This is a genomic window from Zobellia barbeyronii (genome assembly GCF_018603515.1).
GTDB classification, from domain to species: domain Bacteria; phylum Bacteroidota; class Bacteroidia; order Flavobacteriales; family Flavobacteriaceae; genus Zobellia; species Zobellia barbeyronii.
On record NZ_JACATN010000002.1, the window covers coordinates 609,878 to 627,970 of the forward strand.

Sequence of the window (18,093 nt, forward strand, 5' to 3'; positions counted from 1 at the left end):
AGTTATGGATGAGTTAATTGATATTCTTGATTCCGATGGAAACGCCACTGACAAAACGGCAATGAAATCCGAAGCACACCGCAAAGGGTTGTTCCATCCTACTGTGCATATATGGTTTTACACCTCCAACGGACAAATTCTGATTCAAAAACGGTCTAAAAGCAAAGCTATCTTCCCCCTACTTTGGGATGTTTCTGTAGCAGGACATATAGGCGCCGGCGAAAACACTGAAGTATCTGCAGTACGTGAAATTGAAGAAGAAATTGGTCTCACTATTCAAACGGAAGAACTAGAAAAAATAGGGATTTTTAAATCGGTCCACAGACATTCGGAGAATTTGATAGACTGTGAGTTTCACCATACTTTTCTATGTGAACTCAAAATACCATTGCACCAACTTAAAAAACAAGAAAGCGAAGTTGATGACCTTGCCTTGGTTTCATTAATCCAATTTTCACAAGAAACTTGGGGCTTGGCCAATATCCAAAAATATGTTCCCCATAGTACGGAATACTATAAGACCATTATAAAAGAGATTAAAAAGCGATTATAGTTTTGCTACAAAATCAAGTATAGCATCTAGAGCGTACGTTTGTTGTTCACCACTTTCCATATGTTTGACGACAAAAGCATTTTCTGCCAATTCATTTTCACCAATTGAAATTACATAAGGAACATTCCGGTTATTGGCATATTTAAACTGCTTATTAATTTTTGCGTTAGACGGGTACACATCTGATTTTATACCATTTTTTCGCAAAGCGGATACTAACCTCAAAGAAGCCAACGCCTCTTTATCCCCAAAGTTTAAACAAAGTATTTGTAATGACTGGTCAATGCTTTCCGGAAAAAGGCCCAATTCTTCCAATACCAAATAAATACGATCTAAACCAAAAGAGATTCCAACACCGCTAACATCTTTTAACCCAAAAATACCAGTAAGGTCATCATATCGACCGCCACCACCAATAGAGCCCATTTTAACTCCCTCTGGTGCACCTACTTCAAAAATAGCTCCAGTATAATAATTAAGGCCGCGGGCCAAAGTAACATCAATAGAAAGTTTAGCGGACTGTAAGCCCAGCTCTTCTACAGTACTTACTATATAAGTCAACTCCTCTACTCCTTTGCTTCCCGTTTCTGAGTCTTTTAATAAATCTCTCAAAGCCTCAAGTTGTTCTAGGTTACTTCCTGAAAGTGAAAAAAGTGGTTCTACTTTGGCTATAGCCTCAGGAGTAAGCCCTCTTTCTGCCATTTCTTTCTTTACACCTTCTTCACCAATTTTATCCAACTTATCTAAAGCCACGGTAAAATCTATCAAAAGGTCTTGTGCTCCAATTACTTCGGCTATACCTGAAAGAATTTTTCTGTTGTTCAATTTAATATTGACTCCAGTTAACTTTAAATCAGTAAAAACCGCATCATACAATTGTACCAATTCTATTTCTTGTAATAAAGAATCAGAACCAACCACATCAGCATCACACTGAAAAAACTCACGGAAGCGACCTTTTTGAGGTCTATCTGCACGCCAAACAGGCTGAATCTGATATCGCTTAAAAGGGAAATCAATCTCATTTTGGTGCATTACCACGTACCGCGCAAAGGGCACCGTCAAATCGTAACGGAGTGCTTTTTCTGAGATTTTAGAAGTCAACGCATTTGAATTCTTTGAACTATACGTAGCATCATCAACCTTATTAAGATAATCCCCTGAATTCAAAATCTTAAAAATCAAGCGATCACCTTCATCTCCATATTTGCCCATCAACGTATCTGAGTTCTCAAAAGAAGGAGTTTCAATAGGCTGAAAACCAAATGTCTGAAAATGTTTCTTTACAATATCAAAAATGTAATTTCTTTTAAAGACTTCGGAAGGAGTAAAATCTCTGGTTCCCTTTGGTATACTAGGTTTTTGTGCCATTAGATATAATTGTGATGCAAATATAAAATTTTAGGAAGAGGAGCATCGTTTTATATGGATAATCCTCCTTCTGCTCCGAAACGGAGTTTTCTTAAAAAATAAAGAGTTGATCTACTTAAGCGTCAATAACTTTTTCAAACCATTGGTAAAGGTCGCCTTTGGTTATAGCAGCCCCTTGCTCAATAAGTTGAAATTTATCCAAATTCTTATCTTCGGTATATGCTTTAGAAGCCGTTAGATACTCAACAAAATCTGATTGCCAATTCTTTTTGAACCAAGAAAACCCAATAGTAGTATTCAAGTCTATATCCGGGTTCATCACCTTAACAGAAATTAGTTTCATTTCCTTTTCCGCTAAATAAAAAAGATGCATCTGTTTTTCAGAAATATTCTCTAGATACTGAACTTTTGCAAGGACGCCTTCCCAGACCAAATCACTAAAAACGTCAATTTCGTCTTCGGCTACTTGTGGCTTATTCGCTTTTATTTCCTGCCACTCATCTCCAGTAATGGATTGTGTAGCCAGAAAGTTGATAAACTCTTGTTCTAGCTCTTCTAATTGCTGCTTGGTAAGCCTAGTGTATTTCATTCTGCAAAAATAAAAAGGTCGCACGAAACGTACGACCTAATTCTAATAAATATTAAGTTAATTTAGAAAATATAACGTAAACCGAATTGCATTTGCCATCTAGAGAACAAACTTGAGTCATAACCAAAAGTCTCGGTAATCTGTTCATTGAATGTATAGGTGGGAACATTGTTTGCATCAACCGATACAGATAACGGATTTAAGCTGTTTGGCTGTTGGATTACACCCCAGTCACTATTCAATAAATTACCAAAATTCAAAATGTCTATGCTAAATTGAATAGTGTGTTGCTTGTTTTCCGTTACATTGAAGCGGTAATCTTGTAAGAACTTTACATCCCACTTTCCTCTCCATGGCGAAAGAGCTCCGTAGCGATCAAAATACTGACCTCTATTATCACTCATGTATTCATCTTGCTGAATGAAACGCTCAAAAGCATCTGCTTGGCCAGCTCCAGAAAATTGCATTTGTTGCACTTGAGCTGCTGTTGGAATATAAAGCAAATCATTATTCTGAAATGAACTATCATTATTAATGTTACCAGCATAGGTATAATTAAACCTTCCGCCTTTAGCATATTCAAAGAAAGTAGAAATAGTAGTTGACCAATTCTTGTTAGCACCATAGTTAAACTGTTTTGCTCCAGCTCCAATAAATCTATGCGTATCTCCGTACTTTGAAAACGAAAGCACATCTTGGTTGGCATCCCCTAAATTTGGATTAAAATCAAAAGCATCACCTGTAATTTCCGCCTCAATAGAATTGACATCTTTAGCATTCAAATAGTTATAAGCAACACTTGCAAAAAGACCGTTATCCCAACTTTTTTGAGCTTTTAAAGATGCATTAAAGATTCTGCCTTTATCAGAGTTTGTAAACACATACCCATTATTTCCTTTATCTGCAGCAGTATAAACAGGTCTATTATCTCCGGGGGCATTTAAAGTCCCAGAAGGATTTCTCAATCCCCAGTTTTGAACATGTGCTCCGTTAAGGTCTTTGGTATACGAAAGATCGGCAGTTAAAATAACACCGTTATCAAATCTATGATCCGCACCAATGTTGGTACGCCATACTTGTGGCCATTTGAAATCTGGATCAACAATCTGATAAAAGAAAAAATCTAGACCCTGTACCTGGTTTCCTAACCAAACAAAAGGAAAACGACCTGTAAAAACACCACTACCACCACGTATTTGAGTAGTCTGATTTCCTTTAACATCCCAATTGAATCCTACCCTTGGCGAAATAAGAAATTTATTACTTGGTAACGTTTTAGAATCTAATGTAGTTTCTTGATCGGTCTGAGGATTAAAATAAGGAATTGCTGGATCGAAAGTAAATGGCTTCCGATTTATGTTCTCCTGAATTTTATCATCAGTATCAAAATATAAAGGCTTATCAAAACGAACACCATAAGTCAATTTGAAATCAGGAGTTACAGCCCAGTCATCTTGAACGTAAAAAGAAAACTGACCTACGTTGGTTTCCGCTAATGCCCAACCACCATCATTACCTACACCGGCAGCATTACTATTAGTAAAAATGTTTTGAGCATTGGCCAATGCAGCCGCTAAAGTACCATCAGCAACATCTGTTTGAAAATCTGCTAAAGAAGGATATGATGCGAAAGCACCCACCTCTTGATTAAAATCTCCATCCTCATCATAACCATAAGCCCCTAAATTAAAGGAGTTGTCAAATTGAAATTTTTCAAAAGAAGCACCCACTGTAAGGGTATGGTTACCCATAAAATAGTTAAAGTTGTTCGTAATCTGAAATACCTTCTGATCAAGTGTATTATTAATAGAGAAAGGCTCATGCCCCGCAATAATATAATTACTATTAGCTCCATCTTGAATAGTAATAGCAGGCATAGGTGAAGAAAGTGCATTTCTAAAATCATCAAAATGAGAATACCCAACTTGTAATTTATTTGTTGCGTTATCCCCAAAAGTAGAGTTCAGCTCCACCTGAAATGACTGAATATTGTTATTGATTTCATAACCCGAATTCTCAAACTGCAAAACTTGAAAGCTAGGTCCTCTTACACCTAGTGCTGTAGGGTGAGCTGGCTGTTCTCTTGATGACTTCAAGAAATTATATATTACTGCTAAACGATGGTTATCATTAACATTCCAGTCTAATTTAAAAATACCTTTTGTTGATTCAGCTCCATAAGTAAACCCGTCATATCTTCCCGTATCATACCCCAATCCGGATAGTGCAGACTGGACAGACATTAAATCACTTTCTAAAACTCTAGATTCGTTAATAGCTCCTGAGCCCGTATTTGGAACCCAACCGCTAGTACCTAAATCATCTCTTTGATCGCGTTCAAAATTGGCAAAGAAAAAGAGTTTGTTTTCTACTATTGGACCACCAATGCTAACACCATATTGATTTTGCTTCAAGTCAGGCTTTACTACATCTTCTCCCTTTATTTTACCACCGGTAAGGCTTTCATTTCTAAAGAAACCGTAAACACTACCATGAAACTCATTTGTACCACTCTTGGTTACCGCATTAACAGTAGCTCCGGTAAAACCTGATTGCGTAACATCATAAGGAGCCAAAGACACCTGAATTTGATCTATAGCATCTAAAGATATTGGCTGTGATCCCGTTTGACCACCAGGACTAGGTGCATCCAAACCAAAAGGATTTCCAAAGAAAGAACCATCCAAAGAAAAGTTATTGTATTGGTCATTACGACCACCAAATGAAAGACCACCTGTACCAGGAGTCCCTGAAGCACTAGGCTCTAATCTTGTAAAATCTTCCGCAGATCTAGAAATAGTAGGAAGCTTGGTCAATTCTCTTCTACCAACACTAGTTTCTGAACCAGTACGATCACTTCCAAATGTTCCTCCGCGATCTGAGATTACCACTACTTCATCCAAAGCTTGGCTCTCAGTTGCTAGAACAGCATCTAAAGTAAAAGTCTTTCCTAAAGACAAGTAGATGTCGTTTAAGGTCTGTTCCTTGAAACCTACATAAGAAATTGTTACAATGTACGGTCCACCAACCCTTAGGTTTAGGATTTTAAAAAGACCATCTTCATTGGTAATGGCACCTGACTTTGTGCCCGTTGGCGTGTGCACAACAACCACGTTGGCGCCTAATAAAGGTAAGTTTTGATCATCGACCACCGATCCACTCATATTTGAGGTGGTGACCTGTGCAATTGCACTAAAAAAAGTGAAGAATAGAACAACACTTAAAGGGACTTTGTAAGACATAATCATTTGTTTGAGTTAGTCTTACAAAAAAGAACAAAAAAAAAGAGCTATGCAAGCACAGCTCTTTTAAGTTATAAGTTGTTATTAACCATTATTTCTTGGCAGCAACAACTTCAAAAGGGAAATCTACTACAACTTCCCTGTGTAATCTTATCTGTGCATTGTAAGGACCAGTACGTTTAACGGCACCACCTTGAATGTTGATAAACTTTTTATCAATACTGTGACCTTCTTTTTCAAGAGCTGCAGCAAGATCAATTGTAGTAACCGATCCAAACAACTTATCAGCTGTACCTGTTTTAGCAGAAATTTTCATTTCCAAAGCTTTAAGAGCTTCAGCCGTTTTGCTAGCAGCATCAACAACTTTTTTCTCTTTGTGAGCTCTTTGTTTTAAGTTCTCAGCTAATACCTTTTTAGCAGAAACAGTAGCCATTGCAGCTAAGCTTCTTGGAATAAGGTAGTTTCTACCGTAACCATTTTTTACGTTTACGATATCGTCTTTAAAGCCTAAATGCTCTACGTCTTGTTTTAGTATAAGTTCCATTTTGCCTTAAAATTTATTTTAATAAATCGCCTACGTATGGCATGAAAGCCAAATGACGTGCTCTTTTGACCGCTTGAGCCACTTTGCGTTGGTATTTTAAAGAAGTTCCAGTAAGTCTTCTAGGTAACAATTTACCTTGTTCGTTTACCAACTTCATTAAAAAGTCCGCGTCTTTGTAATCGATATATTTAATACCTGATTTCTTGAAACGACAATACTTTTTCTTAGTATTAGTTTCAATGTTCAATGGAGTTAAATAACGGATTTCACCGTCTTTTTTTCCTTTTGCTTGTTGTTGTAATGTTGCCATAATTCCTTATGCTTTAGCTTTTAACCTTGTTCTTCTTTTCTCAGCCCACTCAATAGCGTGCTTGTCTAGTTTTACTGTCAAGAAACGCATGATACGCTCATCCCTTTTGAACTCTTGCTCATAAGGAGTAATAACTTCACCTGTACTGGTGAATTCGAACAAGTGGTAAAAACCACTTTTTTTGTGCTGGATAGCATAGGCCAATTTCTTAAGCCCCCAATTTTCTTTGGAGACCATTTTGGCGCCATTTTTAATTAAGAAATCTTCAAATTTCTTAACTGTTTCCGCTACCTGATCATCAGAAAGCACGGGATTCAAAATGAAAACAGTTTCGTAATGGTTCATAAATGTATATTTTTTAGGAGTGCAAAAGTAACAATTTTTATTAGACTTTACAAGAAAAGCGGAATTTCTTCGTTATACTTTGATAATCCTAAAATCTTACATAACCAAATCTTAACCTATGTCATTACAAATTACACCAAAAAGAAGCCCAAGTTTACAATATTATTGTATTTAGACAGGTTTTTTTAGTATTTTGTCGATGACTTAACCCCACAAATCGACCTATTTATGAAATTAAGAAGTATTATCGTAGACGATTCGTCCATGCAACGAATGGCAGTCGCGAAGCTTGTAAACAGTCATCCCAACCTTGCTATGGTGGCCGAGTACAGCAATGCGATCGAAGCTAAAAACGGCATCAAGAACAACGAGATCGATCTTATTTTTCTTGATGTTGAAATGCCTATCATTAGTGGATTTGACCTACTCGAATCCCTAGAAAACAGCCCTCAAGTAATTTTGATTACAGGTAAGCCAGATTATGCTCTAAAAGCATTTGATTACGATGTAACAGATTATTTGCACAAACCCATTACCCTAGCTAGATTTGATGCTTCGGTAAAAAGAGCGGTAGCTAAATATGAGCAGATAAATAAAGTTCAAGAAGACGAAGAACACATCTTCGTAAAAAGCAACCTTAAGAAACGTAAAGTAATCTTAAACGATATTAAATGGATTGAGGCTCTTGGTGATTATATTAAATTGGTAACGGACGAAGCTAACATTGTTATCTTATCTACCATGAAATCATTTGAGCAGCAATTACCAGAAGATAAATTCTTGCGAATTCACAAATCCTACATTGTGAATTTAGAGAAGATAGAAAAATTCAACAGTAAAAATGTTGAAGTTAGTGGCAGGTCCATTCCTCTTAGTAGGAATAAAAAGACCGAGTTAGCAGAAGCATTAGCCAATGTCTAGCACTTCTACTTTAAATATAAATCCCGAACATTAAATAATGTTCGGGATTTTTTTTGCCATTAATTTAAATATGGTCAACATTATATATAACCCGTACACTTCTAAATTGAGAAACAGAATTAAATGATTTTTCAATTTTCTTGATTGCAGCCTTTGTCTTTACAACAGATTGAGCATGCGGTATCTTAATCAAGATATTTTTCAAAAACTGATTCCGTACTCTAGCTACCGGTGGATATTCTGGTCCAAGCACATTCCCTCCTAGAGTAGTCCGCAACGCTTTAGCGAACCATTCCGTAGCTTCGTTCAGCTTATTATACTCTTTATGCTTAAAAGTAATTTTAATAATTCTATTGCTAGGCGGATACTTATACTGCTCTCGCTCGTATAATTGTTCTTTAAACATGGTGTCATAGTCATGTGTAGAAACCTGTTGCAATATCTGATGGTATGGATTATAGCTTTGTATCAAAACCTTACCCCTCTTTTTAGTACGACCTGCACGGCCTGCTACTTGCGTTAATAACTGAAAACAACGTTCATGCGCCCGATAATCCGGAAAATTCAAAAGAGAATCGGCATTCATAATACCCACCAAACTCACGTTTCGGAAATCCAGTCCTTTGGTTAGCATTTGGGTCCCCACAAGAATATCCATCTCCTGCTGTTCAAACGCTGTAATTATCTTTTCGTAGCCATGCTTGCCTCGAGTGGTGTCTAAATCCATACGCCAAGTCTTAGCGTCCGGAAACAAGGTCTCTAATTCCTTCTCTACTTGTTCAGTTCCAAAACCTTTAGTATCTAAGGTATGACTGCCGCAGGCCTGACAACTTTCTTGCAATGCCATGTGGTAACCACAATAGTGACATCGCAATTGTTTTTTATACTGATGATACGTTAAACTCACATCACAATTGGGACATTGAGGAGAATGTCCACAAGTACTACACTCCACTATTGGAGCGTACCCTCTTCTATTTTGAAATAAAATTACCTGCTCCCCTGCCTCTAAAGCTTCTTGAATGGCCAAAAACAAACGTTCGGAGAAATGTCCTTTCATACGTCGTTTTCGGCTTTGCTCTTTAATATCTACCAATTCAATATCTGGCATAAGTACATTCCCAAAACGTCTTGTTATTGAGGCATAACCGTATTTACCTATTTTGGCATTATAAAAAGTCTCTACGCTCGGAGTAGCAGACCCCAATAGAATATTGCTATCATGAAATTTAGCCAATACAATGGCCGCATCTCTTGCATGGTATCTTGGTGCCGGGTCAAACTGCTTAAAAGAACTCTCATGCTCTTCGTCAACCACAATAAGACCTAAATCCGAATACGGTAAAAACAAAGCAGAACGAGCTCCAATAACAATTTGAGCCTTGTCTTTTTTAGCCAAAACATTATTCCATACTTCTACCCTTTCCTGTACACTATATTTTGAATGATATACAGATACCTTTTCTCCAAAATACTCTTGCAAGCGAGAAATAAGTTGAGTGGTCAGTGCTATTTCAGGAAGCAGGTACAAAGCCTGCTTTCCTTTTTGAATACACTCCTCTATCAACTTTACATAAACTTCAGTTTTACCAGAAGAAGTTACTCCGTGCAACAAGGTTACTTTATCCTCAGCAAAGCTTTTAGATACATCTTCAAAAGCTTTTTCCTGATACTCGTTTAAATCTTTTAAATCATAATTCTCCTCTTCACCATCATAACTCACCCGATCGGTTCTGACAAAGTACTCCTCTAAAATCTCTTTTTTTACGAGTGATTTTATAACAGCCTTTGAGCCACCACTGGCTTGTTCCAGTTCTGTTACTTTAATCGGTTTTTTACTTGTGGCTTGTATTTGGAAAAGAGAAAGTACAACCTGACTCTGTTTTGGAGCTCTTGATAAATCATTCAAAAGGGCTTCCAGTTTTTCCTCCTCAAGATAATCCTTTCCCAATTTTACATAGCGCACTAATTTAGGCTTGTACTGTTCGTACATTTCTTCTTTAAGAAGAATAACATTCTTTTCTATAAGTCGATTTAAAACGGGAAGAATATTCTTTCGGTCTATAATAGCACTCACCTCTTGCACCTTTAACAATGCTTGATGCTGCAGTGCCTCATACACCAAAAACTCATCATCCTCTAACTTAGACTCATCAACATCTCCTTCATCATTTCTTAGAATAAGAGTTTCGCTTTCCAACAAGAATGCTCCAGGAACCGCACTTCTAAAAACCTCGCCAATGGTGCACATGTAGTAATCTGCAATCCACTGCCAGTGCTTTAACTGAATAGTATTTATAACAGGGTGTTCGTCAAGTATGCGGTCTATTTCCTTGGCTTCATAAATCTCAGGTTTGTTGGTATGCACATTATGCACCAAACCCGTATAAATTTTAGATTTACCAAAAGGAACACCCACACGCATACCCGGACGCAAAAACTCAGCTTCTGTCTCGGAAACAGAATAGGTGAAAAGTTTCTCTAAGGGAATCGGTAAAATTACATCGATAAAATACTGCATACTTCCGTTCGAATTCTATCCTTCTACACGTACCCAAGTCTGGGTACGATAAATAAAAGCTAAATAACCCCTTACCTTAAGTTCATTAGGGTTTTCTGGATTAAGCCAAATTTTACATCTAAAAGTCATTGCCTGCTGAGGGTCAAAAAGAGTCTCGCCTTTATAAACACCATTCCCATGATGTTCTGCATCTTCAATTATGGTCATGCCCAATACAGGTTTGTCTTTCCGGTCTCCTTCGCACTTGCCACAAATAAAATTTTCCTTTCCCTCTTCTACGATTTCAATAATTTTACCATGCATCATCCCATCCTCTTCATATATTTCAATGATAGCTTTTGGCTTACCTGTACGGTCGTCTATAGTTTTCCATTTTCCAAAAACTCCTTGGGAGTGACTTACTGGAGATAACATGAAGATAAAAACAAAAAAACTTAAAATTGCGCTTGTATTCATTTCTTAGTGTATGTTTTTCTTAAAGAGTTCAACGATGCATTAAGCTCGAACCCGAGCAACAATATATTAGAATTTAACCAGATATAGACCATAAGTATCAATAAACCTCCTAAAGCACCATACAATTCATTATATCTAGCAAACTTTTCTACATAAACACCAAAGAGGTATGAGGTTAACATGAACAGTAAAGTAGTCATAAATGCTCCTGCTGAAAAAAACCGAGCATGTTTGCCTTCTGTAGTTCCAAAATAATACAATATAGCGGTAGTGAAATAAGATAATATAATGAAAAACAACACCTTACCTATCTTAGCACCCACAATATCATTCTCAGTAAGGTCATATCCCCTGGTCTTAGCGGCCCAAACACTTAGGTAGTCTATTATATACAACTCAAAATAACCATAAGCTACAGCGCCTACAATTAACAAAATTGATAGAATTAAACCCACCATAAGCGCATATAAATACTGACGGAAGAAATGCCGAGTCAATTCTACATGATACGAGTTTTCAAACCCTCCAAAAATAGCATTAACCCCATTCGCCATTAAAAAAATAGAAAACAAAAAAGCGGAAGACAATAACCCTCCTTGTTTCTGATCTTTTATTTGTTGGTAAATCTCTCCAAAATAATCACTAGTTGCCGATGGCAAGAAAGATTCTAAAAACACTAGGAATTGAGAATCAAAATTATCGTTACCTACACTTACATATGGCAGTATGAAGGGAATTAACGTAATTAAAAATATAAGCAATGGAAATAACGCCAAAAACAAGCTAAAAGCAATTGCACTGGCACGCGTAGAAATGGCTCCTCGGAAAACACCAAGAATATACATTTCAATTAAGTCATAAAGAGATAGCCCTTCAAAAGCCGGTAGTTTTACTTGTTTCAGTAAACGAGCGACCCAATTGACAATAGGAATTTTTTCAATTCTCTTCTCTATATCTTGCGACATTTATACCGCTTTTAAGCTTAAATCCATATTATACACCGAATGGGTAAGCGCACCAGAAGAAATATAATCCACACCACACTCCGCATACTTGCGCAAAGTATCCTCATTAATTCCTCCCGAAGATTCCGTTAAGCATATATCACCAATTAACTTAACTGCTTTACGGGTATCTTCATAATTAAAATTATCTATAAGAATACGGTATACACCACCCGCCTTAAGAATTTGCTTTATCTCATCTAAATCTCTTGCTTCCACAATGATTTTTAGATCACGATTAGTTTCCTTTAAATAATCTTTAGTTTTCTGAATGGCTTTATCTATGCCTCCCGCAAAATCTATGTGATTATCTTTTAGCATAATCATATCGTATAGAGCGAATCTGTGATTTTCACCTCCACCAATCTTAACGGCCCACTTCTCCAAAGCACGAATACCAGGAGTAGTTTTTCTAGTATCCAGGATTTTAGTTCCTGTACCCTCCAATAACTTTACAAACGAATTTGTTTTTGTTGCAATAGCACTCATACGTTGCATAGCATTCAAAACCAAACGTTCTGCTTTTAAGATACTCTGTGAACTTCCTGAAACGTAAAAAACGATATCACCATGCTTTACCGGAGAGCCATCGTTAATTAGAGTTTCTATCTCCATGTTAGAATCCACATATTTGAAGACCTCTTTAGCAAATTCTACTCCAGCAATAATGCCTTCGTCCTTCACTAACAGCTTTGCTTTTCCTTTCGCAGTATCAGGAATACAGGCCAACGAACTGTGGTCTCCATCGCCAACATCTTCACGAATGGCATTTTTTATGATATAATCTATTTCTTCTTGGAATTGTTCTTTGGAAATCATGTACGGGATTTTACTTATAGCTAAATTAGTAAATAGTTGGGGGTTTATAGACCTTAGCCCAAGGCTTATTTATTAGAATAGGTGCATATCTCAATACATAAAACTTATTATTTCAAATTATATTTGCTGTATGACCGTAAAACTCATTGCAATAGGAAAAACAGATAGCAAGGCTTTATTGCAGCTTATTTCTGAATATGAGAACCGATTGAAACACTATATTAAGTTTGAATTGGAAATCATACCCGATATTAAAAACACCAAAAACCTCTCCGAAGCGCAACAAAAAGAAAAAGAAGGTGAGCTCATTTTAAAAAACCTGAGCAATACTGATGTTCTAGTACTCTTAGACGAAAACGGAAAACAGTTTTCTTCAGTAGATTTTTCTGGTTATTTGCAAAAAAAGATGAATGCAGGCCTTAAGCAGCTTGTTTTTGTAATTGGTGGCCCATACGGTTTCAGTACAGATGTTTACAATAAAGCTCAAGGCAAAATCAGTTTATCAAAAATGACCTTTTCTCACCAGATGGTTCGCCTTTTTGTTGTTGAGCAAGTCTATAGAGCTTTTACCATACTACGCAACGAACCTTATCACCATCAATAAAAATTGAGCAAAAAAAAAGCCTTCTTTTTAAAGAAGGCTTTTTTTTTGTGAAGATTATTTAAGACCTAGTACAACACTCTAAATTTAATAGTGTTCTCTACCTTTCTAAGGGCTTTTATAACATCTTTATTGTATTCTTTATCCAAATCTGTAATTACATACCCTACCTCACTATCGGTAGACAAAAATTGTCCAGAGATATTTAAGCCATATTTAGCGCATACCTCATTAATCTTAGCCATAATTCCAGGCACATTTTTATGTATATGCAAGAAACGGTGTGCATTCTGCTGTTTTGGTAAACGAATATTTGGGAAATTTACAGCATCTACAGTGTTACCTGAGTTGATGTAATCCATTATTTTGTTTGGAACAAAATCTGCTATATCACGTTGTGCTTCTTCTGTACTACCACCAACATGCGGTGTAAGAATAACATTGTTCAAACCTTGAAGTGGCGTATAAAATTCACCGTTACTACGTGGCTCCTCTGGATATACATCAATAGCTGCACCACCTATTTTACCAGATTTCAAACCTTTTGCCAAAGCTTCAATATCAACTACAAAACCTCTTGACAAGTTAATGAGCATGGCTCCGTTCCTCATCTGGCTAATTTCTCGCTCGCCTATGAAATCCTTATTCGCTTTATTATCATCTATATGTAGAGTAACTACATCTGAAACATTTAATAAATCTTCTAACGTATTGCATTTTTTAGCATTACCCATTGACAGTTTATCATCAACATCGTAATAATACACACGCATACCCAAGGCTTCTGCCAAGATAGAAAGTTGCTTCCCAATATTACCGTAACCAACAATACCAAGATTCTTACCACGAACCTCTCTTGAACCTTCGGCAGTCTTTTGCCATTGTCCGCTGTGAATTTCACTACTTCTAGAGAATACACTTCTCATTAACATAATAATCTGTCCAATAGCCAATTCAACTACTGAACGCGTATTACTGTAAGGTGCGTTAAAAACTACAACTCCATTTCTCTTTGCATGAAGCAAATCTATTTGCGTAGTACCAATACAGAAAGCACCAACTACCAAAAGCTTATCAGCAGCATCCAATACTTTTTGAGTCACTTGGGTTTTAGAACGTATACCCAATACGTGAACTCCTTTTATTTTTTCAATTAATTCGGCTTCATCAATACTATGTTTTACCAGTTCAACGGAAAAACCGTCATCTGATAAATTCTTGAAAGCATCCGGATGAACATTTTCTAGAAGTAATATTTTAATTCTATTCTTTGGATATGAAATATTACGAGGTAAATCGTTTACGAAAAGAAATTCATCCATATTTGGAGTTATATAATCTGCATTTTTAGCCGCTTTCTCACGGTGTACATTTTCAGTATAAGCAAAGAACTTATCTGCAATACCAGCTTCACGCATAACATAATCGCTATACCCATCACCAATAACCTGAACTTCACCTTCAAGATTCATGTCTTTAAGACATTGTATTTTACCATTATGTTGAGAAAGTACATTTTCAGAATCAAAACCTACAATGTTACCTTCTTTATCAAATTCAAAAGTATTGGCATACACCCTATCCGATGGAATGTTATACTCTTTTACGATAGGATCAATAAATTCTTTAAATCCACAAGAGATCACGTAGATATCATCTGAGAATTTTTCAAAGAATTCTTTATTGGAAGCAATAGACTTGGAAATTTTATGACGAAGCTCTTCTACCAACGGTCCTAAATCATCTTTATGAGCGTGTAATAATTTTATACGTCTTTCAAGAGATTCAGTAAAAGATATATCACCATCAATACCCAAATTGGTGATTTCTTGAATTTTCTTAATGATTTCGTCTTTATTAGAATTGCCTTCCAGGGTCCTTTCGGCTAGTACATCTAGGGCTTCAACTCTTGTTAAAGTACTATCAAAATCGAATACGTATTTCCTACCTGCTTCTACCATGTCCTTGCTAAAAAAATTAAGGGACAAAAATAAAGATTATTTCTGTCCAAATTAGACTAATGTTGCTAAAAGTTATCCTTATAACTAATCTACTTCTTTTTGATATGATTTGAATTTTTCACGGACGCTAGAAACATGAATATTTTAGTCTAAAAAGGAAACTACCGCTTCTGAAAATGCCTTAGTCTTATAGGTTCCGTTGTGGTCTCCTTCCACAATTACAAATTCACTTTTAGGAATAGCTTTATGTAATTTTTCTGGACTACCATTATCTAAATCTTCATTGCCCGCTATGACCAAAACTTTAGCTTGCACATAAGCTAAGTGGCTTTTTCTTGTATTGGGCTGAAAACGCTGCTGTAGATACAAGCTTCTAAAATCCGCATTAATAGATTTGGCATAATCTACCGCCTCCTTGGTCTCTTCAGTTGCTTTTCCATTAAAAGCATTCATAAATTTAATTTTTCGCGGCCACCGGTAATCTGTAAAATCGATTCCCATGCCACCCAAAACCGCTTTTTTAACACGCTTATCTTTGAGTAATAATTTAGCAAGAACAATACTACCCCTAGAGTAGCCTACCGCCATATATTTTTTTAACCGCAAATACTGCATAAGAAACATAATATCCATAACCTCTGCATCAAAACTATATGCTTCTTCCGTTTGTGGCTTCTCAGATTCGCCATTACCTCTCAAATCAAGAGCCACCACTCTAAAACCTTCTGCTAACAAATCTTCTTTTAGACTTGTATTTTTCCACGATTCCTTAGTGTTTATAAAACCATGAATCAATAAAACAGCATCTCCTTTGCCCTCATCAGTGTAGGCTATTTTAGTATCATCAAAAGAATTAAAAAATTCCGTTTGTCCCCATGAGGAGGTAATGAACATAAATAATACCGCCACAAAAAAGATATGCATTGCGCTTCTATATATTGACATAGATAATTCCTGTAATTACTGCAAGTCCAAAACTTAACAGCGTTCCTATTAAGATATATTCGGTAAGTTTCCTGTTATTGCTTTCCTTTAAATCATTAAATCGAAAAACAGATTTTGCTCCGATCAATAAACCGATAGCTTCCCACCTACCCATAATAATGAACATAAGAACAAACAACCGCTCTATAATTCCTATATATTTTCCGGCATTGGGCAGCGATTTATGGTCCAGTTCTATTTTGTCCGACATGGCTTCCAATAACTTCCCCATAATAATTGCGGCAGGAGAGCTCACAAATACAATTGCCGTTACCAGAGGCCAATCTAGGTTTTCAAAAAGAGCTACAGTATGCTCTATTAGATTGCCATAATACACACAAATATATAATACGAGAACATGAAGCACTTGGTCAATAAAAAAGGGAATACTTTTTAGCTTGAACAAAGGCGTAGCATATAATTTGGCTAGATCAATAAAATAGTGCGAAACCATAATAATCAATGCTATTTTCCAAAACTTCAAATCCCACACAAGTAGCATCGTCAGTGCAAAATGAAGCAAAACATGCGCGTAGAGGTATTTTGATTTTTCTTTATTAGCCTCCTTATGAATGACCCAGCGGTTGGGCTGCAATAAAAAATCACCTATTAAATGTGCCAGTAAAAGTTTTGTGAACAGAATCATCTAACTTAATTCTTTTAAAGTTTTTGAATAATACTCTAATAATTCTAGAACCAAATCTAGACGAGCCCTTTTTTGACGTTGACTAACCGCAGACTGTTGAATATTTAGCCTTTCGGCTATTTCACGTTGCGAAGCATTAGGATTATCTAAAGCCAATACAATTATCTCTGCCGATACCGTGCTCCAATCATCCATAAAATGAAGCGCCAACTTAAGCATAAGATTTAAAGTATCATCAAAAAAACCATTGCCCGTAGCAATCGTTAAATTGAGTTTGTCTTCTTTAAGGGATTCAAAAGTTCTTCCTGATCTATGATAAGCAGGACCGTTAGACTCACTAACACCAACACCCTTAAATGTCTCTCCGCCCAAGCCAATGCCCATACGAACATCTAAACCCTTTACCGTTTTTATTAACGCCTTAATATGTATAGCCGCCTGCAAAGCATCTTCCTTTGCTATTTTTAATTGAAACTCGTCTCCTCTATAAACTTCCCAATCTACGGGTGATTTACCCAGTTTGGATAAGTAATCCTTAAGAATACCTAGCCACTCTGATGAGTTGTGGTTCTCGGAGTTAATAATATCTCCAGTAATTATTGCTATCATAATTATATAAGCTAAAACGCTAATATATAAAAATATAAGCTAAAACGCTAATATATTACATTATAAGCTATATTGCTTATAATTCAAAACCACCTTCGGACATTTACACAATACTGTTTGTATCCTTTACCAAAAAGTTTCAAGAGTGCTATTTCTTCTGGAATGATTTGAAACCGATTCATATATCCAACAAAACCTGCTGCAAGCAAAGTATTGAATGCATTACCAAGCCATACGCCCAAAGCCAACAAAAGCACAAGCAAAGCCAGATACATGGGGTTTCTAGAATAGGCGAAAATTCCGTTTTCCACCAACTTACTCGCCTTAGCAGGGTTAGTTGGATCAATAGTAGTTCGCAAACGAAGAAATTGAAAAAGAGCAATTGCAGCCACAATACCAGCAAAAGCTAATAAAAAAATGATTAAATAATACCTGCCAAAAAAATCGAAATAACCAAAAGGCAAAAACGTAGCAAGCAGATACATCAAACCTGCAAAAATCAGAAAAACAACTGCGGGAGGTATCTTTAACTCCATATTGAAATATTTATAGCTTTTCAAAATTACTATTTTTGAGACCGCTAAAGGCATTCGTTTAAAAACAATCTTAAATCAATT

General features: G+C 36.3%; 18 protein-coding genes. 3 read left to right on the plus strand and 15 right to left on the minus strand.

Annotation, left to right across the window (positions count from 1 at the left end):
- Positions 1–4 precede the first annotated feature (4 nt).
- Complete coding sequence (locus HW347_RS07095; protein ID WP_214611202.1) at positions 5–553, plus strand: NUDIX hydrolase; 549 nt, start codon at positions 5–7, stop codon at positions 551–553.
- Here HW347_RS07095 and hisS read toward each other — a convergent pair.
- The 6 genes from hisS to rpsF all read right to left on the minus strand — a co-directional run bounded on the left by hisS (position 548) and on the right by rpsF (position 6,954).
- Complete coding sequence (gene hisS / locus HW347_RS07100) at positions 548–1,924, minus strand: histidine--tRNA ligase (protein ID WP_214611203.1); 1,377 nt, start codon at positions 1,922–1,924, stop codon at positions 548–550. The genes HW347_RS07095 and hisS overlap by 6 nt on opposite strands.
- A 115-nt stretch (positions 1,925–2,039) precedes the next feature.
- Positions 2,040–2,513 carry a DUF6495 family protein gene (locus HW347_RS07105; RefSeq protein WP_214611204.1) on the minus strand — a complete coding sequence of 158 codons (474 nt, stop codon included), beginning with the start codon at positions 2,511–2,513 and terminating at the stop codon, positions 2,040–2,042.
- A 62-nt stretch (positions 2,514–2,575) separates the two neighbouring features.
- Positions 2,576–5,755, minus strand: a complete 3,180-nt coding sequence (locus HW347_RS07110; protein WP_214611205.1) for a TonB-dependent receptor — start codon at positions 5,753–5,755, stop codon at positions 2,576–2,578.
- A gap of 91 nt (positions 5,756–5,846) precedes the next feature.
- Positions 5,847–6,299 (minus strand): 50S ribosomal protein L9, encoded by a 453-nt coding sequence (gene rplI / locus HW347_RS07115; RefSeq protein ID WP_214611206.1) that lies wholly within the window; start codon positions 6,297–6,299, stop codon positions 5,847–5,849.
- A 13-nt stretch (positions 6,300–6,312) separates the two neighbouring features.
- The gene (gene rpsR, locus HW347_RS07120; RefSeq protein ID WP_155595852.1) at positions 6,313–6,609 is read right to left on the minus strand and encodes a 30S ribosomal protein S18; all 297 of its coding nucleotides are present in this window, start codon (positions 6,607–6,609) and stop codon (positions 6,313–6,315) included.
- Positions 6,610–6,615: 6 nt separating this feature from the next.
- A complete protein-coding gene (rpsF, locus tag HW347_RS07125; RefSeq protein ID WP_155595851.1) occupies positions 6,616–6,954 on the minus strand; it encodes a 30S ribosomal protein S6 in 339 nt (112 codons plus the stop codon).
- Positions 6,955–7,182: 228 nt separating this feature from the next.
- Here rpsF and HW347_RS07130 point away from each other — a divergent pair, with 228 nt between their 5' ends.
- A complete protein-coding gene (locus tag HW347_RS07130; protein WP_038232372.1) occupies positions 7,183–7,875 on the plus strand; it encodes a LytR/AlgR family response regulator transcription factor in 693 nt (230 codons plus the stop codon).
- Positions 7,876–7,939: 64 nt separating this feature from the next.
- Here the strand turns inward: HW347_RS07130 and priA are convergent, their stop codons facing one another.
- Genes priA through nadC form a run of 4 tightly spaced genes read right to left on the minus strand, consistent with a single transcriptional unit; the run spans position 7,940 to position 12,675 of the window.
- Entirely contained in the window at positions 7,940–10,396 is a 2,457-nt protein-coding gene (priA, locus tag HW347_RS07135) for a replication restart helicase PriA (protein WP_214611207.1), read from the minus strand.
- 15 nt (positions 10,397–10,411) lie between these two features.
- Entirely contained in the window at positions 10,412–10,852 is a 441-nt protein-coding gene (locus HW347_RS07140) for a DUF2147 domain-containing protein (protein ID WP_214611208.1), read from the minus strand.
- A complete protein-coding gene (locus HW347_RS07145) occupies positions 10,849–11,817 on the minus strand; it encodes a YihY/virulence factor BrkB family protein (protein WP_155595848.1) in 969 nt (322 codons plus the stop codon). The genes HW347_RS07140 and HW347_RS07145 overlap by 4 nt, the downstream gene beginning before the upstream one ends.
- Positions 11,818–12,675, minus strand: a complete 858-nt coding sequence (gene nadC, locus HW347_RS07150; RefSeq protein ID WP_214611209.1) for a carboxylating nicotinate-nucleotide diphosphorylase — start codon at positions 12,673–12,675, stop codon at positions 11,818–11,820.
- A 130-nt stretch (positions 12,676–12,805) separates the two neighbouring features.
- On the opposite strand from nadC, the gene rlmH reads away from it, so the two are divergent.
- Positions 12,806–13,279, plus strand: a complete 474-nt coding sequence (gene rlmH, locus HW347_RS07155; RefSeq protein WP_214611210.1) for a 23S rRNA (pseudouridine(1915)-N(3))-methyltransferase RlmH — start codon at positions 12,806–12,808, stop codon at positions 13,277–13,279.
- 65 nt (positions 13,280–13,344) lie between these two features.
- Here the strand turns inward: rlmH and serA are convergent, their stop codons facing one another.
- From serA to HW347_RS07180, 5 genes are all read right to left on the minus strand, one after another.
- On the minus strand, positions 13,345–15,237 hold the full coding sequence (serA, locus tag HW347_RS07160) for a phosphoglycerate dehydrogenase (protein ID WP_214611211.1): 1,893 nt from the start codon (positions 15,235–15,237) through the stop codon (positions 13,345–13,347).
- A 144-nt stretch (positions 15,238–15,381) separates the two neighbouring features.
- Entirely contained in the window at positions 15,382–16,182 is an 801-nt protein-coding gene (locus tag HW347_RS07165; protein WP_214611212.1) for an alpha/beta fold hydrolase, read from the minus strand.
- On the minus strand, positions 16,169–16,867 hold the full coding sequence (locus tag HW347_RS07170) for a DUF3307 domain-containing protein (protein ID WP_214611213.1): 699 nt from the start codon (positions 16,865–16,867) through the stop codon (positions 16,169–16,171). The genes HW347_RS07165 and HW347_RS07170 overlap by 14 nt, the downstream gene beginning before the upstream one ends.
- Positions 16,868–17,476, minus strand: a complete 609-nt coding sequence (locus tag HW347_RS07175; RefSeq protein WP_214611214.1) for a SatD family protein — start codon at positions 17,474–17,476, stop codon at positions 16,868–16,870.
- An 83-nt stretch (positions 17,477–17,559) separates the two neighbouring features.
- On the minus strand, positions 17,560–18,012 hold the full coding sequence (locus HW347_RS07180) for a methyltransferase family protein (protein ID WP_214611215.1): 453 nt from the start codon (positions 18,010–18,012) through the stop codon (positions 17,560–17,562).
- Positions 18,013–18,093: the final 81 nt, after the last annotated feature.

Bases quoted from the DNA above. Each gene is read 5' to 3' on its own strand.
- HW347_RS07145 (WP_155595848.1), bottom strand. From the start codon at position 11,817: ATGTCGCAAGATATAGAGAAGAGAATTGAAAAAATTCCTATTGTCAAT.
- hisS (WP_214611203.1), bottom strand. From the start codon at position 1,924: ATGGCACAAAAACCTAGTATACCAAAGGGAACCAGAGATTTTACTCCT.
- HW347_RS07180 (WP_214611215.1), bottom strand. From the start codon at position 18,012: ATGGAGTTAAAGATACCTCCCGCAGTTGTTTTTCTGATTTTTGCAGGT.
- HW347_RS07170 (WP_214611213.1), bottom strand. From the start codon at position 16,867: ATGATTCTGTTCACAAAACTTTTACTGGCACATTTAATAGGTGATTTT.
- rpsF (WP_155595851.1), bottom strand. From the start codon at position 6,954: ATGAACCATTACGAAACTGTTTTCATTTTGAATCCCGTGCTTTCTGAT.
- nadC (WP_214611209.1), bottom strand. From the start codon at position 12,675: ATGATTTCCAAAGAACAATTCCAAGAAGAAATAGATTATATCATAAAA.
- HW347_RS07105 (WP_214611204.1), bottom strand. From the start codon at position 2,513: ATGAAATACACTAGGCTTACCAAGCAGCAATTAGAAGAGCTAGAACAA.
- serA (WP_214611211.1), bottom strand. From the start codon at position 15,237: ATGGTAGAAGCAGGTAGGAAATACGTATTCGATTTTGATAGTACTTTA.
- HW347_RS07175 (WP_214611214.1), bottom strand. From the start codon at position 17,476: ATGATAGCAATAATTACTGGAGATATTATTAACTCCGAGAACCACAAC.
- rlmH (WP_214611210.1), top strand. From the start codon at position 12,806: ATGACCGTAAAACTCATTGCAATAGGAAAAACAGATAGCAAGGCTTTA.
- priA (WP_214611207.1), bottom strand. From the start codon at position 10,396: ATGCAGTATTTTATCGATGTAATTTTACCGATTCCCTTAGAGAAACTT.
- HW347_RS07140 (WP_214611208.1), bottom strand. From the start codon at position 10,852: ATGAATACAAGCGCAATTTTAAGTTTTTTTGTTTTTATCTTCATGTTA.
- HW347_RS07110 (WP_214611205.1), bottom strand. From the start codon at position 5,755: ATGTCTTACAAAGTCCCTTTAAGTGTTGTTCTATTCTTCACTTTTTTT.
- HW347_RS07130 (WP_038232372.1), top strand. From the start codon at position 7,183: ATGAAATTAAGAAGTATTATCGTAGACGATTCGTCCATGCAACGAATG.
- HW347_RS07165 (WP_214611212.1), bottom strand. From the start codon at position 16,182: ATGTCAATATATAGAAGCGCAATGCATATCTTTTTTGTGGCGGTATTA.
- HW347_RS07095 (WP_214611202.1), top strand. From the start codon at position 5: ATGGATGAGTTAATTGATATTCTTGATTCCGATGGAAACGCCACTGAC.
- rplI (WP_214611206.1), bottom strand. From the start codon at position 6,299: ATGGAACTTATACTAAAACAAGACGTAGAGCATTTAGGCTTTAAAGAC.
- rpsR (WP_155595852.1), bottom strand. From the start codon at position 6,609: ATGGCAACATTACAACAACAAGCAAAAGGAAAAAAAGACGGTGAAATC.